Below are 24002 nucleotides of genomic sequence, written 5' to 3' on the forward strand. Positions count from 1 at the left end.
ATGATGCGCCCATGAGCTTCTTTCCCGGAAACGACCCGAACATCGGCGATGCCTTCGGCTGCGACGCCATCGAACTGATGGTGGTGCCGAACGCGCGCGACATCGACGGCTTCCAGGTCCGCCGCGCGCTGCCGACGGCAAGGCGCCGGCTGGTCGGCCCGTTCATCTTCTTCGACCGAATGGGGCCGGCCATCCTGCGGGCCGGTCAGGCGCTCGACGTTCGGCCGCACCCGCACATCGGCCTTTCCACCGTCACCTACCTGTTCGACGGCAAGATCCGCCACCGCGATTCGCTCGGCACCGAGATGGTGATCGAGCCGGGCGACGTGAACCTGATGACGGCCGGGCGCGGCATCGTCCATTCCGAGCGCACGCCGGAGGAACTGCGCGGCGCGCCGATGTCGATTTCCGGCTTGCAGACGTGGCTTGCCTTGCCGGATGGCAAGGAGGAGATCGCGCCGGTCTTCGACCACACGACCTCCGCAAACCTGCCCGAGTTCGATGCCGAGGGCGTTTGCGGCCGCGTCGTCATCGGCGCCTTCGAGGGATTGAAATCCCCTGTCGGTGTCTATTCGGATACGCTCTATGCCGATATCCGGCTCGACCCCGGAGCCAGTGTCAGGATTCCATCCGATGCCGAGGAGCGGGCGATCTATACGCTCGCCGGCGAAGTGACGATTTCCGGCGACACGTTCCCGCACGAGCGGCTTCTGGTCTTCAAGCCGGGCGACGAGATCGTCGTTTCTTCCAGTTCCGGCGCGCATTTCATGCTGTTCGGCGGTGCGTCGCTGCCGTCCAAGCGCTATATCTGGTGGAATTTCGTATCCTCCTCGAAGGAGCGCATCGAACAGGCCAAGCAGGAGTGGAAGACCGGCCGTTTCGACATCGTTCCGGGCGACGAGGAAGAATTCGTTCCGCTGCCGGAGTAGGGTTCGACGGCGATGAAGCCGCGGCCGGCGGCTTCATCGCGCATTTACTTTCCACCTTTTGCGGCCTATCCCGCTTCGGACAAATGCCAGAGGCGCATTCCTTGAACCAAAAACCGCAAACGCCGCTGCTCGACAAGGTTCGTATCCCGGCAGACCTGCGCGCGCTTCCCGAGCGCGACCTGCCGCAACTCGCCGCCGAACTGCGTACCGAACTGGTCGATGTCGTTTCGCAGACGGGCGGCCATCTCGGCGCCGGTCTCGGCGTGGTCGAACTGACGGTGGCGCTCCACTATGTCTTCGACACGCCCGCCGATCGGGTGATCTGGGATGTCGGCCACCAGGCCTATCCGCACAAGATCCTGACCGGCCGCCGCGACCGCATCCGCACGCTTAGGCAAGAGGGCGGGCTTTCCGGCTTCACACGGCGCGCCGAGAGCGAATACGACCCCTTCGGCGCCGCGCATTCCTCGACGTCGATCTCGGCCGGCCTCGGCATGGCGGTGGCGCGCGACCTTTCGGGCGGCAAAAACAACGTCATCGCCGTCATCGGCGACGGGGCACTGTCGGCGGGCATGGCCTACGAGGCGATGAACAATGCCGGCGCGCTCGACGCGCGGCTGATCGTCATCCTCAACGACAACGACATGTCGATCGCCCCGCCGACGGGCGCGATGAGCCACTATCTCGCGCGGCTCGCGTCCGGGCGCACCTATCAGGGCATTCGCGACATCGGCAAGAAGCTGACCTCCTATCTCGGCAAGCGCGTCGACCGCGCCATCACCCGCGCCGTCGAGCACGCGCGCGGCTACGTCACCGGCGGCACCTTGTTCGAGGAGATGGGCTTCTATCATATCGGCCCCATCGACGGGCACAGCCTGGAGCATCTGGTGCCGGTGCTGAAGAACGTGCGCGACCATGCGCGCGGCCCGGTGCTGATCCATGTCGTCACCCAGAAGGGCAAGGGTTACGCGCCGGCGGAGGCAGCCGCCGACAAGTATCACGGCGTCAACAAGTTCGACGTCATCACCGGCGCGCAGGCGAAAGCCCCGGCGAACGCGCCGAGCTACACTAGGGTCTTCGCCGAGAGCCTGATCCGCGAGGCGGAGGAGGACGAGCGCGTCGTCGCCGTCACCGCCGCCATGCCGAGCGGCACCGGCCTCGACCTGTTCGGCGAGGCCTTTCCCAAGCGCACCTTCGATGTCGGCATCGCCGAGCAGCACGCCGTCACCTTCGCGGCGGGCCTTGCGACGGAAGGCTACAAGCCCTTCGCGGCGATCTATTCCACCTTCCTGCAGCGCGCCTATGACCAGGTCGTGCACGACGTGGCGTTGCAGGGCCTTCCGGTGCGTTTCGCCATCGACCGTGCCGGCTTCGTCGGGGCGGATGGGGCGACCCATTGCGGCGCTTTCGACACGGCCTATCTCGCCTCGCTGCCGGGCTTCGTCGTCATGGCCGCGAGCGACGAGGCGGAACTGAAACACATGGTCCGCACGGCCGCCGACTATGACGAGGGGCCGATTTCCTTCCGCTACCCGCGCGGCAACGGCGTCGGCGTGGACATGCCGGAGCGCGGCTCGCGGCTCGAGATCGGCAAGGGACGCATACTCAGGGAAGGCACCAAGGTGGCGCTTCTGTCTTTCGGCACGCGCCTCGCCGATTGCCTGCTGGCGGCGGAGGAACTGGGGGCGGCCGGCTTGTCCACCACGGTGGCCGACGCCCGCTTCGCCAAGCCGCTCGACGAGGATCTTGTCCGCCGCCTGGCGCGCTCGCATGAGATTCTGCTGACGGTCGAGGAAGGGTCGGTCGGCGGTTTCGCCAGTCAGGTCCTGCATTTCCTCGCCCATGACGGGTTGCTGGAAAGCGGCCTGAAGGTTCGGCCGCTGGTGCTGCCGGACGTCTTCACCGATCATGCGAAGCCGGAAAAGATGTACGCGACGGCCGGTCTGGATGCGGCCGGCATCGTGCATGCCGTCTTTGCCGCGCTGGGCCACGGCGCGGCTACGCAACGCGCCTGAAGAATCGCATCAACGACCTGAATCAGTTCGCGAACAGGCCGAATCGGTTTCTCGGAAGTCACCCGTAATTAATTGTTTACGCTGCGCTTTGGCGTTCTGCTTACCCTTTGTCTTGGGCGTTTCTCAACGTCACCTTGCTAATGCGAGGGCCGGCAGGGAGCAGAAAAACAATGAGAAAGGTGCTGATGGCTTTTGCCGCCATGACGATATTCGTCTCAACGGCGGACGCGGCCGAGCAGCGTTACGATCACACGCTGGAGGCGTCGGCGGCGCGGATCGCGGCCTCCAGGATGGGCGATATCAGGGGCGGCTTTTCGTTCGGACAGAAGCCACAGTTCGTCGTGGTGCAAAGCGCCCCGGCGATGACAGCGGCTGATATGCCGCCGCCTGCCGCCGCGCCCGACGACGGCCTTGTGCCTGCTGTGGAAGGCCCGTCGGGTTCCTTGCTGAACTGAGCGCGCTTGCCTTCGCCGCCGGCTTTCGCCAATGAAGGCCGATGAAGCCAAACCCGCCAGCTTCGGGCCGCCGGCGCCTGGACGATCTTCTGGTCAGCCGCGGCCTGTTCGCGAGCCGCTCGCGTGCCCGCGATGCGGTCGAGCGCGGCACCGTGCGGGTCAACGGCACCGTCGCGGCAAAGCCGGGACAGATGATGGCGCCCGATGCCGTCCTCGACGTCGACGATCCTGCTCGTGCCTATGTGTCGCGGGCGGTCTTGAAGCTGATCGCAGGGCTCGACCATTTCGGCTTCGATGTCGCTGGCTGCGGGACCCTCGATATCGGCGCCTCGACCGGCGGCTTCACGCAGGTCCTGCTGGAGCGCGGCGCCGCCCATGTCACCGCCATCGACGTCGGCCATGGCCAGATGCATCCCTCGATTACCGCCGACCGCCGAGTGCGGTCCATCGAGGGCCTGAACGCGCGCGACCTCACGGCCGCCGATCTGGAAGGCCGGGCGCCCGACTTCGTCGTCTCCGACGTCAGCTTCATTTCCCTGAAACTGGCGCTGCCGCCGGCGCTCTACCTTGCCCGGCCGGGAGCGAGGGCCGTGCTTCTGGTCAAGCCGCAATTCGAGGCCGGCCGGGAAGCGATCGGCAAGGGCGGCCTGCTCAAGGGCCCCGAAATGGCCGAAACGGTCGCGCAAGACCTCCGGTCTTGGCTCGACGGCTTGCCGGGCTGGCGGGCGCTGGGGCTCACCCCGTCGCCGATCGAAGGCGGTGACGGGAACCGAGAATTCCTGCTGGGTGGGGTAAAGGACAGATGAGCAGCCGTTTCACCATCGACAGGCTGGGCGCGCAGGGCGACGGCATCTCAGCCGTCGAGGGCGGCGAGGTGTTCATCCCCTTCACGCTGCCGGGCGAGACAGTGACGGCGGCCCGCCTGAAGGATCGCGCCGACCTGATCGCCGTGCTCGATCCCTCGCCGCTGCGCATCGATCCTGCCTGCCGTCATTTCGGCACCTGCGGTGGCTGCGCGCTGCAGCACATGCAGGGCGAAGCCTATCGCGCCTGGAAGCGCGAGCGTGTGGTGCAGGCGTTGCGCAGCAGAAAGATCGAGGCCGAGGTCGCACCGCTGGTCGCCTGCGAACCCGGCACCCGTCGCCGTGCCGCGTTCACCGCGCGCCGCACCGAGGCCGGCATGCTGCTGGGCTTCAACCGGCATCTGTCGACGGAGATCGTCGTGCTGGAGGAATGTCCGGTGCTGCTGCCCGAGATCGTTGCCGCATTGCCCATGCTGCGCGCTCTTGCGGAATTGGCCTGTGCCACGCCAAAACCCTTCCACATAGCTGTCACCGCGACCGCCTCGGGCCTCGATATCGCGATCCATGATGCCGGGCGCCTGGACGAGCGACGCCGCCACCAACTCGCCGATTTCGCCATTCGCGAAGGATTGGCCAGAGTGTCCGTCGATGGAGAGATCGTCCTCGAGCCGACGAAGCCAGTGGTGATGTTCGGCGATATCGCGGTACAGCCGCCGCCCGGCACCTTCCTTCAGGCGACCGAAGCCGCGGAAATGACGATGGCCGGGCTGGTCGCCGGCCACCTGTCCCGCGCCAAACGGATCGCCGACCTGTTTTCCGGCTGCGGCAGCTTCGCCCTGCGGCTGGCGCCGAAGGCGGAAATCCACGCGGTCGAGAACGATGCCGCGGCATTGGTCGCACTCGACCGCGCCTTTCGTTTCGCGTCCGGCCTGAAACGGGTGACGATGGAAAAGCGCGACCTGTTCCGCCGCCCGCTGACGGCGAAGGAACTGGACGCCTATGACGGCGTCGTCTTCGACCCGCCGCGCGCCGGCGCCGAAGACCAGTCGAAACAACTCGCGCGCTCACAGGTGCCGCTGGTCGCCGCCGTGTCCTGCAACCCGGTGACGCTGGCGCGCGACCTGCGCATCCTGCTCGACGGCGGCTATGCGCTGAAAAGCGTTGTGCCGATCGATCAGTTCCTGTGGTCGCCGCATGTCGAAGCGGTGGCGCTGCTGGAGAAGCCGAGGCGCAGGCGCTGACCTGTTCTTGAAACGCACTCGATTTGAGCTTATTTTAAGCGCGGACCGGTCAAACCATGTAAGGATTGTGCCATGACCGTCGCAACATTCGAGTCTCCCGCCCTGCGCTTCGGCGATGGCCGCGCGCCGTTCCTGTCGGCCCGCCGCGTCGCCGAACTGCTCGGCGTCACGCTGACCGAACTTGCCGGGCTGATCGGCGTCGCCCGCAACACGCTGACGGCGCGCACCGGCGCCCGCAAGGTCGACGCCGCCTTGAGCCCCGTCGTGCGCATCCTGGCGATGGCCAGCGAAATGGCGGGCAGCGAGCAGCGCGCCGCCATCTGGTTCAAGCACCAGCCGATACCCGGCTGGGCCGGCAAGACCGCCTACGATCTCGTGCGGGAGGACAAGGCCGACAAGGTGCTCGCCTATCTGGAGGCCGTGCGCGCCGGCGTCTATGCCTGATGCGACGCTGACGCTGTGGCGCGCCTTCGTGCCGCGCTGGGCGCATCTGCCGCTGTCGGGCGAGGGGGCCGCCCGCTTCGGCGGCCGCTGGAACCCGGTCGGCGCGCCGGCCATCTATGCCGCGCGCGAGCTTTCGACCGCCTGGGCCGAATACAATCAGGGTTTCGTCCAGCATCCGGCGCTCATCGCGCGGCTGGAACTCGCCGGTGCCAATCTGGCGGATCTGACGGACCTGACCGTTCTTGCCGACCTGAAGATCAGACCGGACATTCACCTCTGCGAATGGCGCGACCTGATGGATCGCGGCAAGGTGCCGGAAACGCACCGGCTGCGGCGCAGGCTTCTTGCGCAAGGCCATGACGGCGTGATCTACCCGTCGCATATGTCGCCTGGCGGAAGCTGCGTGGCGCTGTGGCGCTGGAACGACAAGGACGCGCCGAGGCTCGATGTGATCGATCCCGACCACAGGCTGCCGAAGACTGCGGCGTCGTGGCTATAGGCCGGCGCTCTGGCTCTTTGTTTTAGCCGCATTTGTGCAACGCCAGACGAGTCCGTCTGGCTGCAAAATGCCCTACACCTGCGTGCCGCCGACCGTCATCTGGTTCATGCGCAGGTGAGGTTGGCCGACGCCGACCGGCACGCCCTGTCCGGCCTTGCCGCACATGCCGATGCCGGTGTCGAGCTTCATGTCGTTGCCGACCATGGCGACGCGGTGCATGGCGTCCGGCCCGTTGCCGATCAGCATGGCGCCCTTGATCGGCTGCGTGACCTTGCCGTTCTCGATCATGTAGGCCTCGGTGCAGCCGAAGACGAATTTGCCCGACGTGATGTCGACCTGTCCGCCGCCGAAGGACACGGCATAGATGCCCGTCTTCACCGAGGCGATGATCTCCTCCGGCGTGTGCTCGCCGGCGGTCATATAGGTGTTGGTCATGCGCGGCATCGGCTGGTGCGCGTAGCCTTCGCGGCGGCCGTTGCCGGTGGCGGCCATGCCCATCAGCCGTGCGTTCTGGCGGTCCTGCATGTAGCCGACCAGCTTGCCGTCCTCGATCAGCACCGTGCGGTTGGTCGGCGTGCCCTCGTCATCCACCGTCAGCGAGCCGCGCCGCTCGGCGATGGTGCCATCGTCGACCACGGTGACACCTTTGGCGGCGACCTGTTGCCCCATCAGCCCGGCGAAGGCGGAGGTCTTCTTGCGGTTGAAATCGCCTTCCAGCCCGTGCCCGACCGCCTCGTGCAGCATCACGCCAGGCCAGCCGGAAGAAAGCACAATGTCGAAGGTGCCGGCCGGCGCCGGCACGGCCTCCAGGTTGACCAGCGCCTGACGCAACGCCTCTTGCGCCGCGTGCTTCCAGTTCTCCTCGACGAGGAACTCGCCGAAACCGGTGCGGCCGCCCATGCCGTAGGAGCCGCTTTCCTGCCGCTCGCCCTCGCCGACGACGACCGACACGTTGACGCGCACCAGCGGGCGGATGTCGCGCACGATCTGCCCATCGCCGCGCACGATCTCGACATGCTGCCATGACGAGGCGAGCGAGGCGGTGACCTGGCGCACGCGCGGGTCGCGGTTCCGCAGCCAGCCGTCGATCTCGGTGAGCAGTTTCGCCTTGGCCTCGAAGGACGGCGAGGGGATCGGGTTCTCGTCGCTGTAGAGATGACGGTTGGTGCGCGCCGGCGCGTCGGCCAACGTGCCTGAATAGCCGTCCTTCACGGTCGATACGGCATCGCTGGCGCGTAGCAGCGCAGCCTCCGAAAGCTCGCTCGAATGGGCGTAGCCACTGGCCTCGCCGGCGACGGTGCGCAGGCCGAAGCCCTGGTCGGTGCTGAAATTGGCCGTCTTCAACCGGCCGTTGTCGAACATCAGCGCTTCGCTCTCGCTGTATTCAAGGAAAAGCTCGCCGTCGTCGGCGCCGTGTACGGCATCGGCGACGATATCCTTCAGACGGCTTTCGGAAATGTCGAATTGCTCGGTCAGCATGGAACGCAAGGGGCGGCTCCCTGTTCGTATTCGGTGAAGCGCAATATAGGCACGGCAGAGACGGCTTGCATCCCGGTAAGGGTCAAGCTCGCGTGAGGAGCAAGCTTGAAGCGATCATACTGGATATTCGTCGGCGCAGTGGTCGGTTTTGCCGTGGGCATGGTATTCGGCGCCGACTACGCCATTGCGGGGATCGGCATCGGCATGGCCGGCGGCATCGCGATCACGCTTGCGATGGGCTGAAGGATCGTCAGGGCAGCGCTGCGAAGCCGTCCGCGAAGCCTTTCAGGTCGACCGGGATGCCAATGCCCTCTTCAGGCGTCTGGAAAACGATGAAGGTCGCCGCCTTGCCGTTCTTCAGCGTGTCGAGCAAGGGCTTCTCCAAGATCACCTCGGCATAGCAGCCGTCCTGGAAGCAGCGGACGAAATAGGCACGGCCGATATCCTTGCCGTCGACGTTGAGGCCGAGCCCGTTCGGCAGAAGGACGCCGAGCGGCGCCAGCACGCGCAGGATCTCGGCCTTGTTGTCGGCGGTGCGCAGCACGACGACCGAAAGGCCCATCTCCGGGCGATCCTCGGCCACGACGTTCTGCATCATCACGCATTGCTCGGACGAGGCGCCGGCCGGCGTGTCGCAGATGATGGACCAGGCGCCGTGGGTGGATTTCACCGTGCCGCTCGGCTGGGCCGCATAGGCTTGGCCGGCGACCGACAGTCCCGCGACCGCCAATCCCCCGACGGACAGGGCGGCGGCGAAGGCGACTTTCGCCAAGGTTCTCGAAACCCCAGGGTTCATGACGGCTCCACCTGCGAATCACGGCACTTTAAGCCCCAGCCGGATCGAAAAAAAGCGTGAGGCACGGCCCAATCGAACGCGAATGCGGCCACAATGCGGTTTTGATGCCGAAACCGGCCCGATTTACGGCCGTTCGGTCGCCTCCCGGCCGTATGGCTGCCGCCGGGCCTTTCCACAGGCGGGGCGCCGCGCCGCGGGGCGCGCGCAAAAATGCCGCATGATTTGGCCTGCTCCTTCCTTGCGATAGGAAAAAGAGTATGGTTTGAACCAGATCGAGAATGCGCGGGATTCCCATCCCGCCATGGTTCATTTGCAATACGCGGTTGTTACGCGGTCGTGGGGACTGGGAGATGATCAGGGCGATGAGGAAACTTCTTGCTGGCGTAGGCGCCTCCGCCGTGTTTTTCGCGGGCGCAGCCCATGCCGACCAGCCACGGCCGTGGGAAACCACCTTCCAGCAGCCCGCCACCGATATCATGCGCCAGATCGCCTGGTTCGAGCATTACACGCTGTGGTTCATCGTCCCCATCACGCTCCTGGTGCTGGTGCTGCTTGCCTGGTGCATCGTGAAGTTCCGCGCCGGTGCCAACCCGACGCCTTCGCGCACCAGCCACAACACGCTGATCGAGGTGATCTGGACGGTCGGCCCGGTGGTCGTGCTCCTGTTCATCGCAGTGCCGTCCTTCCAGCTTCTCACCGCACAGTATTCTCCGCCGGAGGAGCCGAAGCTGACCGTCAAGGCCACCGGCAACCAGTGGAACTGGGACTACGAGTACCAGGCGGAGGAGCCGCTCTCCTTCAACTCGGCCATCCTTGACGACAAGGATCGCGCCGCCGCCGGCAAGGAAGACAAGGCCGCCTATCCGCGCCTGCTGGCCGTCGACAACGAGATGGTCGTGCCGGTCGGCGAGGTCGTCCGCGTGCTGGTCACCGGCGCCGACGTCATCCATTCCTTCGCCATGCCCGCCTTCGGCATCAAGGTCGACGCGGTTCCGGGCCGCATCAACGAGACCTGGTTCAAGGCGGAGAAGGAAGGCATCTTCTACGGCCAGTGCTCGGAACTGTGCGGCAAGGACCACGCCTTCATGCCGATCGCCATCCGGGTGGTGTCGAACGACCAGTTCAATACCTGGATGGCTGCGGCCAAGAACGATCTGCCCGGCGCCAACAAGGCGTTGATGGCTCAAGTCGACGGTACCAAAAAGGTAGCGGTCGCCGGCAACTGAGCCGCGGCCAGCAAGATTAGGGAACAACGGAGCGGAACATGGCTCACGCTGCAGCGCACGACGATCACGCCCACAAGCCGCGCGGCTGGGTCCGCTGGGTTTACTCGACCAACCACAAGGATATCGGCACCCTTTATCTGATCTTCGCGATCTGCGCCGGCATCGTCGGCGGGGCGCTGTCGATCATGATTCGCTGGGAGCTGGCCGAGCCGGGCATCCAGATTTTCCCGGGCCTCGCCTCGATGGTCTATGGCGTCGACGGCGATGCCGCCCTCGACGCCGGCAAGTCGATGTTCAATGCCTTCACCACTGCGCACGCGCTGGTCATGATCTTCTTCATGGTGATGCCGGCGCTGATCGGCGGCTTTGCCAACTGGATGGTGCCGATCATGATCGGCGCGCCGGACATGGCCTTCCCGCGCATGAACAACATCTCGTTCTGGCTCTTGCCGCCGGCCTTCATTCTTCTCATCACCTCCATGTTCGTCCCGAGCGCGCCGGGCGCTTACGGCGTCGGCGGCGGCTGGACGCTCTATCCGCCGTTTTCGACCTCGGGTCAGCCCGGGCCGGCCATGGACCTCGCGATCCTGTCGATCCACATCGCCGGCGCGTCCTCCATCCTCGGCGCCATCAACTTCATCACCACCATCTTCAACATGCGCGCTCCGGGCATGACGCTGCACAAGATGCCGCTGTTCGCCTGGTCGGTGCTGATCACCGCTTTCCTGCTGTTGCTTTCGCTGCCGGTTCTGGCGGGCGCGATCACCATGCTTTTGACCGACCGCAACTTCGGCACCTCTTTCTTCTCGCCCGAGTTCGGCGGGGACCCGATCCTCTACCAGCACCTGTTCTGGTTCTTCGGCCATCCTGAGGTGTACATCCTGATTCTGCCGGGCTTCGGCATCGTCAGCCATGTCATCTCGACGTTCTCGAAGAAGCCGATCTTCGGCTATCTCGGCATGGCTTACGCCATGGTCGCCATCGGCGCGGTTGGCTTCGTCGTGTGGGCGCACCACATGTACACGAGCGGCATCTCGCTGGACACGCAGCGCTACTTCGTCTTCGCCACGATGGTCATCGCGGTGCCGACCGGCGTGAAGATCTTCTCGTGGATCGCCACCATGTGGGGCGGTTCGATCTCCTTCAAGGCGCCGATGCTGTGGGCGATCGGCTTCATCTTCCTGTTCACCATCGGCGGTGTGACGGGCGTGCAGCTTGCCAATGCCGGCCTCGACCGCTCCATGCAGGACACCTATTACGTCGTGGCCCACTTCCACTACGTGCTGTCGCTGGGTGCGGTGTTCGCCATCTTCGCGGCCTGGTACTACTGGTTCCCGAAGATGACCGGCTACATGTATTCGCCGGTGATCGCCAACACCCACTTCTGGATCACCTTCATCGGCGTGAACCTGGTGTTCTTCCCGCAGCATTTCCTCGGCCTTGCCGGCATGCCGCGCCGCTACATCGACTATCCGGACGCTTATGCCGGCTGGAACATGGTGTCGTCCTACGGCTCCTACATCTCCGGCTTCGCCGTACTGATCTTCCTCTATGGCGTCTTCGAGGCGTTCCAGAAGAAGCGCGTCGCCGGCGCCAACCCGTGGGGCGAGGGCGCGACGACCCTGGAATGGCAGCTTCCGTCGCCGCCGCCCTTCCACCAGTGGGAGCAGTTGCCGAAGGTCAAGTAGGCTGAGACTCATCGATACCGCCGGCCCCGGTCGGCGGTATCAGCCAAACGGAACCCTGGAATTATCTAAGTACGCATGGCCCTGGTTGAAGAAACACGCATCGAAGACGCCGCATTCCGCATGTCGGAAGCGACGGCGGGCGACTATTTCGCCCTGCTGAAGCCGCGCGTCATGTCGCTGGTCGTCTTCACCGCCTTCGTCGGCCTGGTGGCGGCACCGGTGTCGATCAATCCGTTGATCGCGATGATCGCGATCCTCGCCATCGCCATCGGCGCGGGCGCGTCGGGCGCTCTCAACATGTGGTACGATGCCGATATCGACGCTGTGATGACCCGTACGGCCTCGCGCCCGGTACCGTCGGGACGCGTGTCGCCCGGCGAGGCCTTGAGCTTCGGCCTTGTTCTTTCCGCCCTTTCGGTGATGACGCTCGGCGTGCTGGTCAACTGGCTGTCGGCGGCGCTGCTCGCCTTCACCATCTTCTTTTATGCCGTCGTCTATACGATGTGGCTGAAGCGCTGGACGCCGCAGAACATCGTCATCGGCGGCGCGGCCGGCGCCTTTCCGCCGGTTATCGGTTGGGCCGCGGTGACCGGCTCGGTCAGCCTGGAAAGCGTCATCCTGTTCCTCATCATCTTCCTGTGGACGCCGCCGCATTTCTGGGCGCTCGCCCTGTTCAAGGCGCAGGACTACGGCCGCGCCGGCATCCCGATGATGCCGAACGTCGCGGGCGAGGCCTCGACCCGGCGCCAGATCTTCGCCTATGCGCTCATTCTGGCTCCGGTCGGCGTCCTGCCCTGGTTCCTCGGCTATGTCAGCATCGGCTACGGTATCGTGTCGGCCATCCTCGGCGTCGGCTTCGTCTGGTATTCGTGGAAGGTGCTGATGATGCCCGACAGCGACCGCCTCATGCGGCCGGCCAAGGCGCTGTTCGGCTATTCGTTGCTCTATCTGTTCGCCATCTTCGCGGCCTATCTGGCCGATAGCGTCGTCGAGCGGGCGCTCGCCATGGGCGGAGCGTGACGATGGCCGACGACAAGCTGGAAATGATCGAACTGACCGAGCGTCAGAAGAAGGCACGGCGCAGCCGGTCCGTCGCAATTGGCCTCGCGCTCGGCGCGCTGGTCGTCATCTTCTACGTGGCGACCTTCATCAAGTTCGGTCATTTCATGCCGAACGGGCCGATGTGAGGGTAGAGATGGACAACCAGGCACCGTCCCCGCGTCCGGGCAAGCAGAAGACCAATATGGTCATCGCCGGTACTTGCGTGGCGTTCTTCGCCGGCATGATCGGCATGGCCTACGCGGCGGTGCCGCTCTACAGGGTCTTTTGTCAGGTCACCGGCTATGCCGGCACCACGCAGCGCGTCGAGCAGCAATATGCCGGCAAGGTGCTCGATCGCGACATCACCATCCGCTTCGATGCCAACACGGCCGGCGTGCCGTGGGATTTCGAGCCGGTTGCCCGTTCCATCACCGTCAAGATCGGCGAGACCGCGCGCGCCCACTACAAGGCCGTCAACAAGCTGCCGACGGCAACGACGGGCCGCGCCACGTTCAACGTCACGCCGGACCTTGCCGGCGCTTACTTCAACAAGGTCGAGTGCTTCTGCTTCACCGAACAGACACTGAAGCCCGGCGAGACGGCAGACATGCCGGTGGTCTTCTATGTGGACCCCGACATCGTCAACCAGCCGGAACTCAAGGACATCAAGACCATCACGCTTTCCTACACGATGTTCCCGGCGGAGGGGGACAAGCCGGTCGCTTCGGCGCCGGAAACGGGAAACAAGATAAACACCGATACCGCAAAGACCCTCGGGGGCTGACATGGCAGACGCGCACGCAAAACCGCAACACGACTACCACATCATCGATCCGAGCCCGTGGCCGTTCACCGGCTCCGTCGGCGCGCTCGTCATGGCGGTCGGTGGTGTTGCCTGGATGCAGTACATGAAGGGCAACGAGTTCCACCTGTTCGGGGTCAACATTGCCTCGCCGTGGATCTTCTTCATCGGCCTCCTGATCGTGCTCTACACCATGTTCTCCTGGTGGTCGGACACCATCAAGGAAGCGCATGAGGGTCACCACACGCGCGTCGTGTCGCTGCACCTGCGCTACGGCATGATCATGTTCATCGCCTCCGAGGTGATGTTCTTCGTCGCCTGGTTCTGGGCCTTTTTCGACGCCAGCCTGTTCCCGGCCGAGACTGAGCAGGTGGCGCGCGCCGCCTTCACCGGTGGCGTCTGGCCGCCGAAGGGGCTGGAAGTGCTCGATCCCTTCCACCTGCCGCTCTACAACACCGTCATCCTGCTTCTGTCGGGCACCACGGTCACCTGGGCGCACCATTCGCTCATTCACGGCGATCGCAAGGGGCTCGTCTGGGGCCTGACGTTGACGGTCGCGCTCGGCGTGCTGTTCTCCTTCGTGCAGGCCTACGAGTACATGCACGCTCCGTTCGCCTTCAAGGATTCCATCTACGGCGCGACCTTCTTCATGGCGACCGGCTTCCACGGCTTCCATGTCATCATCGGCACCATCTTCCTGGCTGTCTGTCTGATCCGCGCCATCCGCGGCGACTTCACGCCGAAGCAGCATTTCGGCTTCGAGGCGGCGGCCTGGTACTGGCATTTCGTCGACGTGGTGTGGCTGTTTCTGTTTGCCTGCATCTACGTCTGGGCTTCGGCCGGTGCTGTGATCGAACACGCCGGCTGATCCGCGCGCGGAAATCAAACGGGGGCGGCTGCGGCGACGCGGCCGCCTTCATTTTTTTAAAAGGCGAGAATCCGATGAGCGAAGGCCCTCATATCCAGGAGGACAAGGCGATCTGGCCGCCCGTCGAGCCCATCGCCACCGGGCTGAAAGGGCATTGCCCGCGCTGCGGCGAGGGCAGGCTGTTCTCCGGCTTCCTGACGGTCGGCAAGGAATGTTCCGTCTGCCGGCTGGATTATTCCTTCGCCGATGCCGGCGACGGCCCGGCGGTGTTCGTCATCCTGATCATCGGCTTCATCGTCGTCGGGCTGGCGCTGTGGATGGAGGTGAACTTCAATCCGCCGCTGTGGCTGCATTTCATGCTTTGGATTCCGCTGACGCTGGTCCTCAGTCTCGTCGCGCTGCGCCTGATCAAGGGCGTGCTGATCGCGCTGCAATACCGCAACAAGGCGGCCGAGGGCAGGTTGGACAGAGGCCAGTGAGCGGGAAGCCGGTGAGCGTGGAGCCAAAGAGCAAGGCGACGGCCGCCGCCGGGCGCAGGCCGAGAAAGGCGCTCGCCGTCGTTTCCGGCGCGATCGTCTTCCTGATCCTGATCGGGCTCGGAACCTGGCAGGTGCAGCGCCTGCACTGGAAGGAAGGGCTGATTGCCACCATCGCCAGCCGCATGGCGAAACCGCCCGTCGATCTGCTCGCCGCCCTCAAGGTCGATCCGGACGTCGCGGCGCAGGAATACCGCCCGGTGACGGTGGAGGGCACGTTCGACCACCACTTCGAGCGGCATTTCCTGGCGACCTTCAAGGGGCAGGCCGGCTTCAACGTCTACACACCGCTCAAGCTCGACGACGGCGACTGGGTTTTCGTCAACCGCGGCTTCGTGCCCTATGACCGCAAGGACCCCTCGACCCGCGAGCAGGGCCAGGTGCAGGGCCGCGTCGCGGTGACGGGATTGCTGCGCCCCGTTCTGGCGGAAAAACCGTCGTCGCTGGTGCCCGACAACGAGCCGGGCAAGAACATCTTCTACTGGAAGGACATCCGCGCCATGGCGGCAAGCTCCGGCCTGCCGGCCGATGCGAAGGTGCTGGGCCTGTTCGTCGATGCCGGCGACGCTCCCAATCCCGGCGGGCTGCCGGTCGGCGGCACGACCATCGTCGACCTGCCGAACAACCATTTGCAGTACGCCGTCACCTGGTACGGGCTGGCTGCGGCTCTTGCGGGCGTGCTGATCGCCTGGCTGCTGCGGCAGCGCAAACCGGCGTGACCCGGCCTTGCCGGCTGCCGCATTGCCGGGCAGCGCGGCATTCCTTCTCTTGACAGGCCGGCGTCCGGTACAGCATGTCCGCTCCATGCTCCAGACCAAACCGCCCCTGACGATCAGACTGTGCCAGCCGCGCGGCTTCTGCGCTGGCGTCGACAGGGCGATCCAGATCGTCGTGCTGGCGCTGAAGAAATACGGCGCGCCGGTCTACGTCCGCCACGAGATCGTCCACAACCGGTACGTGGTGGAAGGCCTGCAGAACCTCGGCGCCGTCTTCATCGAGGAACTTTCCGAGATTCCGGCGGAGCATCGCCATTGCCCGGTGGTGTTTTCGGCCCATGGCGTGCCGAAGTCGGTTCCGGCCGATGCCGAGGCACGCAACCTCTTCTATCTCGATGCGACCTGCCCCCTGGTCTCGAAGGTGCACAAGCAGGCGATGCGCCACCAGCGGCTCGGGCGCCACGTGCTTCTGATCGGCCATGCCGGCCACCCCGAAGTGATCGGCACGATGGGTCAGTTGCCGGAAGGCGCGGTGACGCTGATCGAGACGGAAGCGGACGCGCGCACGTTCGAGCCGGCGGATGCCGAGGCGCTCGGCTTCGTCACCCAGACGACACTGTCGGTGGAGGACACCGCCGGCATCATACGCGTGCTTCAGGAGCGTTTTCCTGCCATGCAGGCCGCCGCCGCCGAATCGATCTGCTATGCCACAACCAACCGCCAGGAGGCGGTGAAGGAAACCGCGGAAGGCGCCGACCTGTTCCTCGTCGTCGGCGCTCCCAATTCCTCCAATTCCCGCCGCCTTGTCGAGGTGGCCGAGCGCGCGGGCGCCGCCATGTCGCTACTCGTCCAGCGCGCCGCCGACATCCCATGGAACGAGATCGGGTCGATCTCGACGCTTGGCCTGTCAGCCGGGGCGTCGGCGCCGGAAATCATCGTCGACGAGATCATCGATGCCTTCCGCGCCCGTTTCGACGTGTCCGTCGAGCTCGCCGTAACGGCGACCGAGACGGAGGAATTCCCGGTCATGCGCGCGCTGCGCGATGTCGAACTCACGCCGGCAGACATGGCCTTCGTCAACGGGTCCCGCTGATGGCCGTCTACACCGACATTTCCGAAACCGATCTCGCCGCCTTCTTGCGCGACTATAATGTCGGCGAACTGCTCTCCTACAAGGGCATCGCCGAGGGTGTCGAGAATTCCAACTTCCTGCTGCACGCCTCCAGCGCCGCCTACATCCTCACCCTTTACGAGAAGCGGGTGAACCCGGACGATCTGCCGTTCTTCCTCGGCCTGATGCAGCATCTCAGCGATCGCGGCATAAGCTGTCCGCTGCCGGTGCGCCGCAAGGACGGCACGACCATCGGCCAGCTTGCCGGGCGGCCCGCCGCCCTCGTCACCTTCCTGGAAGGCATGTGGATGCGGCGTCCTACCGTCGAGCACTGCCGCGAGGTGGGCGCGGCACTCGCGGCCATGCACCTGGCGGGGAGCGATTTTTCGCTTCGCCGCGCCAACGCTCTTTCGGTTTCGGGATGGCGGCCGCTCTGGGAGCGGGCAAAGCCGCGCGCCGACGAGGTGGCGCCGGGCCTTGCGGAGGAAACGGAAGCCGACCTGGCCTTTCTGGAGGCCAACTGGCCGGCGGACCTGCCGGTCGGCGTCATCCATGCGGACCTCTTTCCCGACAACGTCTTTTTCCTCGGCAAGCGCCTGTCGGGCCTGATCGATTTCTATTTCGCCTGCACCGATCTGCTCGCCTACGACGTCGCCATCTGCCTCAACGCCTGGTGCTTCGAGAAGGACAATTCCTTCAACCTGACCAAGGGCAGGGCGCTTTTGGGCGGCTACACCGCCGTGCGCCCGCTATCCGATCGGGAGGCCGGGATGCTTCCCGTCCTGGCGCGCGGATCGGCGCTGCGTTTCATGCTGACGCGCCTCTACGACTGGCTGAACACGCCGCAAGGTAGTCTTGTCGTCAAGAAGGACCCGCTCGAATATCTGCGCCGCATGCGCTTCCACCGGCAGGTCCGCTCGCCGGCCGAATACGGCCTGGCGCCGCAAGGGGTGACGGCATGAGGACCGTTGAAGCCTTCACCGACGGTGCTTGTTCAGGCAATCCCGGCCCCGGCGGCTGGGGAGTGGTGCTTCGGCTGCGCAGCGACGGACCGAATGACGGGGCGATGCGGGAATTGAAGGGCGGCGAGGAACTCACCACCAACAACCGCATGGAACTGACGGCCGCCATCAGCGCACTCGACGCCATCAAGGAAGGCAGCACCGTCGATCTCTACACCGACTCGAGCTACGTCAAGGACGGCATTTCCGGCTGGATCGAGGGCTGGAAGCGTAACGGCTGGCGCACCGCTGACAAGAAGCCGGTGAAGAACGCCGAATTGTGGCAGGCGCTGGATGCGGCCCGCAAGCGCCATAAGGTGACGTGGCATTGGGTGAAGGGCCACGCCGGCCATCCCGAAAACGAGCGCGCCGATGAACTCGCGCGTGCCGGAATGGCGCCGTTCAAGAAGAAAGTGGTTGGGGCGCAGGGCGCTGCTCCGGCCGCGAAGCCGAAACCCGGCAAGCCGGCGCCAAAGCCGCCACGGCGGTCGAGCCAGAGTTATTGATCTAGCGTCCGCGCCGCCCCTCACCTGCCTGCCGGCATCCTCTCCCCGTAAACGGGGCGAGGAAGGACGGCCGCGACCTCATCACTACATTTCCAGCGTTGGTGATAGGCGAAAGCATCCATGAAAGCGCGCCTCTCCCCGTTTACGGGGAGAGGATGCCGGCAGGCAGGTGAGGGGCGGCGCCGGCGTTTGACCGAAGCCCCGCCCTCAAAGCTGTTCCAGAATATGCGCCGCACTCGATTCGTTGACGCCCGGCTTGCTCTCAACGTTGAGCGCAACAACCTTGCCGTCGTCGACGATCATCGAGAAGCGCTTGGAGCGCAGGCCCATGCCGTTGGCGGAGAAATCGGTATCGAGGCCGACCGCCTTGACGAAATCGCCGTTGCCGTCAGCGAGGTAGAGGATCTTGCCCTCGCCGCCGGTGAAGCGCGCCCAGGCGCCCATGACATGCTGGTCGTTGACCGCGACGACCGCGATCGTGTCGACGCCGCGCGCCAGGATCGCGTCGTGGTTTTCCAGATACCCCGGCAGATGGTTGTTGGAGCAGGTCGGCGTGAAGGCGCCCGGTACACCGAACAGCACCACTTTCTTGCCGGAAAAGATCTCGGCCCCGGTGATGTCCTTCGAGCCGTCCGGCGTCATCGTCTTGAAGGTGGCTTGGGGCAGCGTGTCGCCGACGGCAATGGTCATCGTGTTCTCATCCAGGCGTTGTTAGACGACGGAAGCGATAACGGGTTCTCGGCGCGCCCGCAATGGCACCGAGATCATGGATAGGGCAGCACGCCCGCCACCGCGCCGGTCGAGCCGGTCAGCGTGTAGTGCAGTCCGGCGCCGGTGGGTGTTGTCGTCGGCCGGTCGAGGATCGGTACGGAAAAGACGACCTTGCCGTTGTCGTCGGTGCGGCGCGGCGCGGCGAACATATAGTCGTCGGCCCCCGCGACGAAGAAATCGGCCGCCGCTGGGTCGCCGGGAACATGTGCTTCGACCTCCAGCGTCTCGTGGTCGCCGGGCAGGGCGGTGATGCCGAAATCGGCCGTCGCCTTGGCCGGCAGCGCTGCAAGCGCCGCCTTGACGGCTTCGGCGTCGGCAGCGTCGTCGGCGCCGGCGGCCGGATCGACGGTCAGCCGCGTCTGCACTGGAATGCAGATCGTCTCGCACATGCCGAGCGAGACATCGGCGTCGATCGTCGCCGTCTTGCCTGGCTTCGCCACGGTGAAGACGACTGGAAAGGCGACGGACCGGTCGTAGCCGGACCACTGCCCATAGCCGTCGTCATGGCGCTGTGGCGCGGGAAACGCCATCTCCGCGCCGGCGATGTTGGTGCTGGCGCCGACGTCCAGTTGCGGCGGCACGCCGCTGTCGCCGGGGTCGCGCCAGTAGGTTTTCCAGCCGGGCTTGAGCATGATCTCCAGCGCGCCCTGCAGCCGGCCGGCCTCGTCGGGCGCGCCGGTGGTGACGAGCCGCACCTTTCCGCCTTCCGACTGGAACCAGGCCGAGGAGGATGCGGTCGCCGGCAGGCTGGACAGCAGGGTTGCAACCGTTCCAAGGGAGAAAAGAAAGAGGGCTTGCATGGGCTGATTTGACCGGCTCATTGCGTCGAGGCAACCGCTTTCTCAAGCACGGTGGCATCATATTTGCGTGACCCGTGCACCGCCCGCCATTTCAAATCCGTCCAAAGGGCACCTTTCAAGCATGCCGGAAACGCGTTAGGCTTCGGACATGGACCTGCTGCGTCAAAAGAAGGACGCCGCCGAGCGCGGTTTCCTGGATGACCAGTTCCTGATTGCCATGCCGGGCATGAAGGACGAGCGGTTCGCGCGTTCGGTGATCTACGTCTGCGCCCATTCCGACGAAGGAGCGATGGGCCTGATCATCAACCAGACGCAGCAGATGCTGTTTCCCGACCTTCTGGTGCAGCTCGGCATCATGAGCGAGCAGGAAGTGATCCGTCTGCCCCGGCAGGCGCGCGATTTCGTCGTGCGCAACGGCGGTCCGGTCGACCGCTCTCGCGGCTTCGTCCTGCATTCGGGCGACTACCGGGTCGAATCCTCCCTGCCTGTCTCGCCGGACGTCTGCCTCACCGCCACCGTCGATATCCTGCGGGCGATTTCCACCGGCCGCGGTCCGCGCCAAGCGTTGATGGCGCTCGGCTATGCCGGCTGGGGGGCGGGACAGTTGGAAGGCGAGATCGCCGAGAACGGCTGGCTGACCTGTCCTGCCGATCCCGACCTGTTGTTCGATGCCGACATCGAGCGCAAATACGAGAGGATCCTCGCCTCCATCGGCGTCGATCCCACGCGCCTGAGCGCCGCGGCCGGTCACGCCTGACAGCAGGCGAAGCGGATCAGGCGCGCGCTGGCTGCGAGGCGGCGATCTGCTCTTTCAGCAGCCTGGGGACCTGTTCGCCGGCGACCGGCGGACCGAACATGAAGCTCTGCACATATTCGCAGCCCATTTGCCTGAGCTCCAGCGCGTCGCTCTGGTCGGATATGCCTTCCGCCACGACCGAGAGCCCGAGTTCATGGGCCATGTTGACCATGGAGCGGATGAGCACGGAACGCTTCGGCGTGGCGTCGTCGACGAAGCTCTTGTCGATCTTGATCGTGTCGAAGGGGAAGCGCGTCAGATAGGACAGCGACGAATAGCCGGTGCCGAAGTCGTCGAGCGACAGGCCGATGCCGAGTTTCTTGAGCTTGGTGAGCACATGCGCGGCCTGCTCGGGATTGTCCATCACCAGCGATTCGGTGAGTTCGAGCCTGAGGCAGCGCGGCTTGATGTTGGAACGGGCGATGACCGAGCGGACGTCGCTGACCAGATCGCGACGGATGAGCTGGCGGCTGGACAGGTTCACCGAGACCGACAGCGGCGTGTCGCCGAACTGCTTCTGCCATAGCGCCAGGTCGTCCGCCGCCTTCTGCATGGCGAACAGGCCGAGTTGGACGATCAGCCCGCAGCTTTCCGCCACAGGGATGAAGTCGGCCGGCGGGATCATGCCGCGGCGTGGATGGTCCCAGCGCAGCAGCGCCTCGAAACCGGCGATGCTGCTGTCCTCCAGCCGCACGATCGGCTGGTAGGCGAGCGTGAATTCGCGCCGCTCGATGGCGCGGCGCAGGTCGGATTCGAATTGCAGCCGGTCGGTGCCGACGGTGCGGAAGGCGGGGCGGAACGGCTCGATGCGGTCGCCGCCGAATCGCTTGGCCTGGTGCATGGCAAGCTCGGCGTCCTTGACCAGATCTTCCGCCGACGCCTGCTCGGTGGTCCAGGTGATGAGGCCGATCGAGGCAGTCAGCACGATCTCGCGCTTGGCGAAGGTGATCGGCGAACTGATGGCGTGCTTGATGGCATCGGCCATCGCCGCGATGCGGGCAGGGTCCTGATCCGACAGCAGCATCAGCGCGAACTGGTCGCCGGCAAAGCGCGACAGGGAATCCTTCGGCTTGAGCAGGCGGTGCAGGCGGCGTGCCACGGTGAGCAGGATGGTGTCGCCGGCCGAGATGCCCAGCCCGTCGTTGACCTGCTTGAAGCGGTCGATATCGATGACGAAGACGGTCGGGCGCACCTTCTCCTCGGTGCGGGCGATGGAGATGATCGCCTCCAGCCGGTTCATGAACAGTTCGCGATTCGGCAGGCCGGTCAGGTTGTCGTGCACGGCGTCGTGAAGCAGCCGTTCCTCGGCCTTCTTCTGTTCGGTGACGTCGACCAGCGTGCCGACGCAGCGGATCACCTCGCCGTCCGAGCCGATCACCGGCCGGGCGCGCAGCGAGAACCAGTGGTAGTGGCCGTCGGCGCCGCGTAGGCGGAAATTCTGTGCCACCCGTCCGCGCCGGTGCTCGAGTACGACGTCGAGCGTCGTGCGGAAAGGATCGCGGTCGTCGGCATGCAGCACCGGCAGCCAGTTGCGCGCCGCCCCGCCGAGGCTGTTGGGCGCCAGCCCGAGCTGCAGGGAAATGTCGGGCCGCGTGACGACGCGGTCGCGCAGCACGTCCCAGTCCCACACCGTGTCGCCGGAACCGGCGACGGCGAGCGCCTGCCGCTCAAGGTCGGAGAACAGGCCCTGATAGAGCGCGCCACCGGCAAAGGCGTGCTGGATGACGGTGAAGCCGATCAGCAGCGTGATCAGGATCAGCCCGCCGCCAAGCGCCGGCTGGGCGATGTCGTTGTCGAGCATGCCGGTGATCGCCATCCACGAGCCGACGAGCCACAAGAGCACCATCACCCAACTGGGAATCAGCATGATGGCGCGGTCGTAGCCGCGTATGCCGAGCATGACGATCAGGCCGAGCCCGGTCAGCGCCGTCGCCGCGAAGGAGATGCGGGCGATGCCGGCGGCGATCGGCGGATCGATGATGGCGACGCCCGCGATCAGGGCGAGGCCGAAGATCCACACCAGCGCGCCATAGCTGAAATGGCCGTGCCAGCGGTTGAGGTTCAGATAGGCGAAAAGGAACACCACAAGGGTCGCCGCCAGCGCCACCTCCGTTCCTGCCCGCCACATCTGCTCGTTGCCGGGCGACACCTCTATGATCTTGTTGAGGAAGCCGAAATCGACGCAGATATAGGCCAGTACCGCCCAGGCGAGCGCCGCCGTGGCGGGAAACATCGACGTTCCCTTGACCACGAACAGGATGGTCATGAACAGCGCAAGCAGGCCGGCGATGCCGATGACGATGCCGCGATAGAGCGTGTAGGAGTTGACCGAGTCCTTGTAGGCTTCCGGTTCCCACAGATAGACCTGCGGCAGCTTGGGCGAGGCAAGCTCGGCGATGAAGGTGACGACCGTGCCGGGGTTCAGCGTCACCCTGAACACGTCGGCGTCGGGACTGGTCTGGCGGTCGAGCGCAAAGCCCTCGGAAGGCGTGATGGCGGCGATGCGGGTCGAGCCGAGATCGGGCCAGAAGATGCCCGAATTGACCAACCGGAAATGCGGCGCGACGATCAGCCGGTCGAGTTGCTGGTCGGTCGAGTTGGAGAGCGCGAACACCGCCCAGTCGCCGGTCGAGCGGGCGTCGTTGGCTTCCACTTCGATGCGTCGCACGATGCCGTCGGCGCCGGGGGCGGTGGAAACCTGGAAATTGTCGCCCTGGTTGCGGTAGATTTCGACGGCGCGCGACAGGTCGAGCGCGACGTCGTCGCGGGCGATCTTGATCGGCTCGATGGCGAAGGCGGGGGCCATGGCGCACAGCATCGTCACCGTCGCGACGACGAATGCGATCAGCGCCTGAAATCGCATCGAAATCCTCAAAAATCAGCCCTTCGTTCGATTGCCTGCAGGATCGTCCTCGATCCGGGCATAGAGATAGTGGTCCTGCCAGATGCCGTTGATCCTGAGGTAGGATCGCAGAAGTCCTTCGCGCGTGAATCCGGCTTTTTCAAGCACGCGGATCGAGCGCTGATTGTCAGGGATACAGGCAGCCTCGATCCGGTGCAACCGCAGCGTATCGAAAGCGAAGCGGGTGAGCACGTTGACGGCGTCGGTCATCAGTCCGCGCCCGGCGTAACGCTCGCCCATCCAGTAGCCGAGATGGCCGCTCTGAGCGACGCCGTGGCGGATGTTGCCGATGGTGATGCCGCCGGCCAGCCGGCCGTGTTCCTTCTCGATGATGAAGAAAGCGATCGCCGTGCCCTGTGCATGGTCTTCGCGGTAGCGGCCGATGCGGTGGCGCCATGCCGAGCGATCGAGTTCGTCGGGCGTCCAGCGTGGCTCCCAGCGTTCCAGAAAGCTGCGGCTTTCGCCGCGCAGCTTGGCCCATTCGTTGTAGTCGCCGGTCAGCGGCAGGCGCAGCAACACCTTCTCGCCTTTCAGCGCCGGCAGGTCACGGCGAAGGAAAGGGAGGGCGAACATCGAC

At 65.3% G+C, this 24002-nt stretch carries 26 protein-coding genes; 20 read left to right on the forward strand and 6 right to left on the reverse strand.

Going from position 1 to position 24002, the window contains the following annotated elements:
* The first annotated feature begins 11 nt into the window (after positions 1–11).
* From FGU64_RS22275 to FGU64_RS22305, 7 genes are all read left to right on the forward strand, one after another.
* Positions 12–929 carry a pirin family protein gene (locus tag FGU64_RS22275; protein ID WP_139955072.1) on the forward strand — a complete coding sequence of 306 codons (918 nt, stop codon included), beginning with the start codon at positions 12–14 and terminating at the stop codon, positions 927–929.
* An 83-nt stretch (positions 930–1012) separates the two neighbouring features.
* Positions 1013–2944 carry a 1-deoxy-D-xylulose-5-phosphate synthase gene (dxs, locus tag FGU64_RS22280; protein ID WP_180375590.1) on the forward strand — a complete coding sequence of 644 codons (1932 nt, stop codon included), beginning with the start codon at positions 1013–1015 and terminating at the stop codon, positions 2942–2944.
* Positions 2945–3129: 185 nt separating this feature from the next.
* The gene (locus FGU64_RS22285) at positions 3130–3399 is read left to right on the forward strand and encodes a hypothetical protein (protein WP_139955074.1); all 270 of its coding nucleotides are present in this window, start codon (positions 3130–3132) and stop codon (positions 3397–3399) included.
* Between the two features lie 41 nt (positions 3400–3440).
* Positions 3441–4205: a TlyA family RNA methyltransferase gene (locus FGU64_RS22290; protein ID WP_139955075.1), complete on the forward strand. Its 765-nt coding sequence runs from the start codon at positions 3441–3443 to the stop codon at positions 4203–4205.
* Positions 4202–5443, forward strand: a complete 1242-nt coding sequence (locus FGU64_RS22295; protein WP_139955076.1) for a class I SAM-dependent RNA methyltransferase — start codon at positions 4202–4204, stop codon at positions 5441–5443. Before FGU64_RS22290 ends, FGU64_RS22295 begins: the two co-directional genes overlap by 4 nt.
* A 72-nt stretch (positions 5444–5515) precedes the next feature.
* The gene (locus FGU64_RS22300) at positions 5516–5887 is read left to right on the forward strand and encodes an antitoxin Xre/MbcA/ParS toxin-binding domain-containing protein (protein ID WP_136359202.1); all 372 of its coding nucleotides are present in this window, start codon (positions 5516–5518) and stop codon (positions 5885–5887) included.
* Positions 5880–6386 carry an RES domain-containing protein gene (locus FGU64_RS22305; RefSeq protein ID WP_139955077.1) on the forward strand — a complete coding sequence of 169 codons (507 nt, stop codon included), beginning with the start codon at positions 5880–5882 and terminating at the stop codon, positions 6384–6386. Before FGU64_RS22300 ends, FGU64_RS22305 begins: the two co-directional genes overlap by 8 nt.
* 72 nt (positions 6387–6458) lie before the next feature.
* Here FGU64_RS22305 and tldD read toward each other — a convergent pair whose 3' ends face one another.
* Complete coding sequence (gene tldD / locus FGU64_RS22310; protein ID WP_139955517.1) at positions 6459–7865, reverse strand: metalloprotease TldD; 1407 nt, start codon at positions 7863–7865, stop codon at positions 6459–6461.
* Positions 7866–7970: 105 nt separating this feature from the next.
* Here tldD and FGU64_RS23380 point away from each other — a divergent pair, with 105 nt between their 5' ends.
* Positions 7971–8108, forward strand: a complete 138-nt coding sequence (locus FGU64_RS23380; protein WP_180375591.1) for a hypothetical protein — start codon at positions 7971–7973, stop codon at positions 8106–8108.
* Between the two features lie 7 nt (positions 8109–8115).
* Here FGU64_RS23380 and FGU64_RS22315 read toward each other — a convergent pair whose 3' ends face one another.
* Positions 8116–8661 carry an invasion associated locus B family protein gene (locus FGU64_RS22315; protein WP_139955078.1) on the reverse strand — a complete coding sequence of 182 codons (546 nt, stop codon included), beginning with the start codon at positions 8659–8661 and terminating at the stop codon, positions 8116–8118.
* Between the two features lie 362 nt (positions 8662–9023).
* Between FGU64_RS22315 and coxB the strand changes: the two genes are divergently transcribed.
* From coxB to rnhA, 11 genes are all read left to right on the forward strand, one after another.
* On the forward strand, positions 9024–9887 hold the full coding sequence (gene coxB / locus FGU64_RS22320) for a cytochrome c oxidase subunit II (RefSeq protein WP_139955079.1): 864 nt from the start codon (positions 9024–9026) through the stop codon (positions 9885–9887).
* 38 nt (positions 9888–9925) lie between these two features.
* A complete protein-coding gene (gene ctaD / locus FGU64_RS22325; protein ID WP_139955080.1) occupies positions 9926–11575 on the forward strand; it encodes a cytochrome c oxidase subunit I in 1650 nt (549 codons plus the stop codon).
* Positions 11576–11650: 75 nt separating this feature from the next.
* Positions 11651–12595 (forward strand): heme o synthase, encoded by a 945-nt coding sequence (locus tag FGU64_RS22330; RefSeq protein WP_139955081.1) that lies wholly within the window; start codon positions 11651–11653, stop codon positions 12593–12595.
* A 2-nt stretch (positions 12596–12597) separates the two neighbouring features.
* Positions 12598–12762, forward strand: a complete 165-nt coding sequence (locus tag FGU64_RS23385) for a hypothetical protein (protein WP_168734558.1) — start codon at positions 12598–12600, stop codon at positions 12760–12762.
* Positions 12763–12770: 8 nt separating this feature from the next.
* Positions 12771–13400 (forward strand): cytochrome c oxidase assembly protein, encoded by a 630-nt coding sequence (locus FGU64_RS22335; RefSeq protein WP_139955082.1) that lies wholly within the window; start codon positions 12771–12773, stop codon positions 13398–13400.
* A 1-nt stretch (position 13401) separates the two neighbouring features.
* Positions 13402–14286: a cytochrome c oxidase subunit 3 gene (locus FGU64_RS22340; protein ID WP_136359188.1), complete on the forward strand. Its 885-nt coding sequence runs from the start codon at positions 13402–13404 to the stop codon at positions 14284–14286.
* A gap of 92 nt (positions 14287–14378) precedes the next feature.
* Positions 14379–14765, forward strand: coding sequence for a DUF983 domain-containing protein (locus FGU64_RS22345; RefSeq protein ID WP_139955518.1), 387 nt, complete (start codon positions 14379–14381; stop codon positions 14763–14765).
* 17 nt (positions 14766–14782) lie between these two features.
* The gene (locus FGU64_RS22350; RefSeq protein ID WP_139955519.1) at positions 14783–15541 is read left to right on the forward strand and encodes an SURF1 family protein; all 759 of its coding nucleotides are present in this window, start codon (positions 14783–14785) and stop codon (positions 15539–15541) included.
* Between the two features lie 85 nt (positions 15542–15626).
* Positions 15627–16631 (forward strand): 4-hydroxy-3-methylbut-2-enyl diphosphate reductase, encoded by a 1005-nt coding sequence (gene ispH / locus FGU64_RS22355; RefSeq protein WP_139955083.1) that lies wholly within the window; start codon positions 15627–15629, stop codon positions 16629–16631.
* The gene (locus tag FGU64_RS22360; protein WP_139955084.1) at positions 16631–17611 is read left to right on the forward strand and encodes a homoserine kinase; all 981 of its coding nucleotides are present in this window, start codon (positions 16631–16633) and stop codon (positions 17609–17611) included. The genes ispH and FGU64_RS22360 overlap by 1 nt, the downstream gene beginning before the upstream one ends.
* Complete coding sequence (gene rnhA / locus FGU64_RS22365) at positions 17608–18156, forward strand: ribonuclease HI (protein ID WP_139955085.1); 549 nt, start codon at positions 17608–17610, stop codon at positions 18154–18156. Before FGU64_RS22360 ends, rnhA begins: the two co-directional genes overlap by 4 nt.
* Before the next feature lie 207 nt (positions 18157–18363).
* Here the strand turns inward: rnhA and FGU64_RS22370 are convergent, their stop codons facing one another.
* Together FGU64_RS22370 and FGU64_RS22375 are read right to left on the reverse strand one after the other, a co-directional pair.
* Complete coding sequence (locus tag FGU64_RS22370) at positions 18364–18846, reverse strand: peroxiredoxin (RefSeq protein WP_139955086.1); 483 nt, start codon at positions 18844–18846, stop codon at positions 18364–18366.
* Between the two features lie 74 nt (positions 18847–18920).
* Positions 18921–19727 (reverse strand): protein-disulfide reductase DsbD domain-containing protein, encoded by an 807-nt coding sequence (locus tag FGU64_RS22375; RefSeq protein WP_139955087.1) that lies wholly within the window; start codon positions 19725–19727, stop codon positions 18921–18923.
* A 148-nt stretch (positions 19728–19875) separates the two neighbouring features.
* On the opposite strand from FGU64_RS22375, the gene FGU64_RS22380 reads away from it, so the two are divergent.
* Complete coding sequence (locus tag FGU64_RS22380) at positions 19876–20484, forward strand: YqgE/AlgH family protein (protein ID WP_136359174.1); 609 nt, start codon at positions 19876–19878, stop codon at positions 20482–20484.
* 16 nt (positions 20485–20500) lie between these two features.
* Here FGU64_RS22380 and FGU64_RS22385 read toward each other — a convergent pair whose 3' ends face one another.
* Both FGU64_RS22385 and FGU64_RS22390 read right to left on the reverse strand, forming a co-directional pair.
* Positions 20501–23386 (reverse strand): EAL domain-containing protein, encoded by a 2886-nt coding sequence (locus tag FGU64_RS22385; protein WP_139955088.1) that lies wholly within the window; start codon positions 23384–23386, stop codon positions 20501–20503.
* A gap of 15 nt (positions 23387–23401) precedes the next feature.
* A complete protein-coding gene (locus tag FGU64_RS22390; protein ID WP_139955089.1) occupies positions 23402–23998 on the reverse strand; it encodes a GNAT family protein in 597 nt (198 codons plus the stop codon).
* Positions 23999–24002 lie beyond the last annotated feature (4 nt).

This window comes from Mesorhizobium sp. 8, assembly GCF_006351905.1.
GTDB lineage: Bacteria > Pseudomonadota > Alphaproteobacteria > Rhizobiales > Rhizobiaceae > Mesorhizobium > Mesorhizobium composti.

Excerpts from the sequence above, each read along its gene's own strand:
- FGU64_RS22275 (WP_139955072.1), top strand. The coding sequence starts at position 12 with ATGAGCTTCTTTCCCGGAAACGACCCGAACATCGGCGATGCCTTCGGC.
- dxs (WP_180375590.1), top strand. The coding sequence starts at position 1,013 with ATGCCAGAGGCGCATTCCTTGAACCAAAAACCGCAAACGCCGCTGCTC.
- FGU64_RS22285 (WP_139955074.1), top strand. The coding sequence starts at position 3,130 with ATGGCTTTTGCCGCCATGACGATATTCGTCTCAACGGCGGACGCGGCC.
- FGU64_RS22290 (WP_139955075.1), top strand. The coding sequence starts at position 3,441 with ATGAAGCCAAACCCGCCAGCTTCGGGCCGCCGGCGCCTGGACGATCTT.
- FGU64_RS22295 (WP_139955076.1), top strand. The coding sequence starts at position 4,202 with ATGAGCAGCCGTTTCACCATCGACAGGCTGGGCGCGCAGGGCGACGGC.
- FGU64_RS22300 (WP_136359202.1), top strand. The coding sequence starts at position 5,516 with ATGACCGTCGCAACATTCGAGTCTCCCGCCCTGCGCTTCGGCGATGGC.
- FGU64_RS22305 (WP_139955077.1), top strand. The coding sequence starts at position 5,880 with ATGCCTGATGCGACGCTGACGCTGTGGCGCGCCTTCGTGCCGCGCTGG.
- tldD (WP_139955517.1), bottom strand. The coding sequence starts at position 7,865 with ATGCTGACCGAGCAATTCGACATTTCCGAAAGCCGTCTGAAGGATATC.
- FGU64_RS22315 (WP_139955078.1), bottom strand. The coding sequence starts at position 8,661 with ATGAACCCTGGGGTTTCGAGAACCTTGGCGAAAGTCGCCTTCGCCGCC.
- coxB (WP_139955079.1), top strand. The coding sequence starts at position 9,024 with ATGAGGAAACTTCTTGCTGGCGTAGGCGCCTCCGCCGTGTTTTTCGCG.
- ctaD (WP_139955080.1), top strand. The coding sequence starts at position 9,926 with ATGGCTCACGCTGCAGCGCACGACGATCACGCCCACAAGCCGCGCGGC.
- FGU64_RS22330 (WP_139955081.1), top strand. The coding sequence starts at position 11,651 with ATGGCCCTGGTTGAAGAAACACGCATCGAAGACGCCGCATTCCGCATG.
- FGU64_RS23385 (WP_168734558.1), top strand. The coding sequence starts at position 12,598 with ATGGCCGACGACAAGCTGGAAATGATCGAACTGACCGAGCGTCAGAAG.
- FGU64_RS22335 (WP_139955082.1), top strand. The coding sequence starts at position 12,771 with ATGGACAACCAGGCACCGTCCCCGCGTCCGGGCAAGCAGAAGACCAAT.
- FGU64_RS22340 (WP_136359188.1), top strand. The coding sequence starts at position 13,402 with ATGGCAGACGCGCACGCAAAACCGCAACACGACTACCACATCATCGAT.
- ispH (WP_139955083.1), top strand. The coding sequence starts at position 15,627 with ATGCTCCAGACCAAACCGCCCCTGACGATCAGACTGTGCCAGCCGCGC.
- FGU64_RS22360 (WP_139955084.1), top strand. The coding sequence starts at position 16,631 with ATGGCCGTCTACACCGACATTTCCGAAACCGATCTCGCCGCCTTCTTG.
- rnhA (WP_139955085.1), top strand. The coding sequence starts at position 17,608 with ATGAGGACCGTTGAAGCCTTCACCGACGGTGCTTGTTCAGGCAATCCC.
- FGU64_RS22370 (WP_139955086.1), bottom strand. The coding sequence starts at position 18,846 with ATGACCATTGCCGTCGGCGACACGCTGCCCCAAGCCACCTTCAAGACG.
- FGU64_RS22375 (WP_139955087.1), bottom strand. The coding sequence starts at position 19,727 with ATGCAAGCCCTCTTTCTTTTCTCCCTTGGAACGGTTGCAACCCTGCTG.
- FGU64_RS22380 (WP_136359174.1), top strand. The coding sequence starts at position 19,876 with ATGGACCTGCTGCGTCAAAAGAAGGACGCCGCCGAGCGCGGTTTCCTG.
- FGU64_RS22385 (WP_139955088.1), bottom strand. The coding sequence starts at position 23,386 with ATGCGATTTCAGGCGCTGATCGCATTCGTCGTCGCGACGGTGACGATG.
- FGU64_RS22390 (WP_139955089.1), bottom strand. The coding sequence starts at position 23,998 with ATGTTCGCCCTCCCTTTCCTTCGCCGTGACCTGCCGGCGCTGAAAGGC.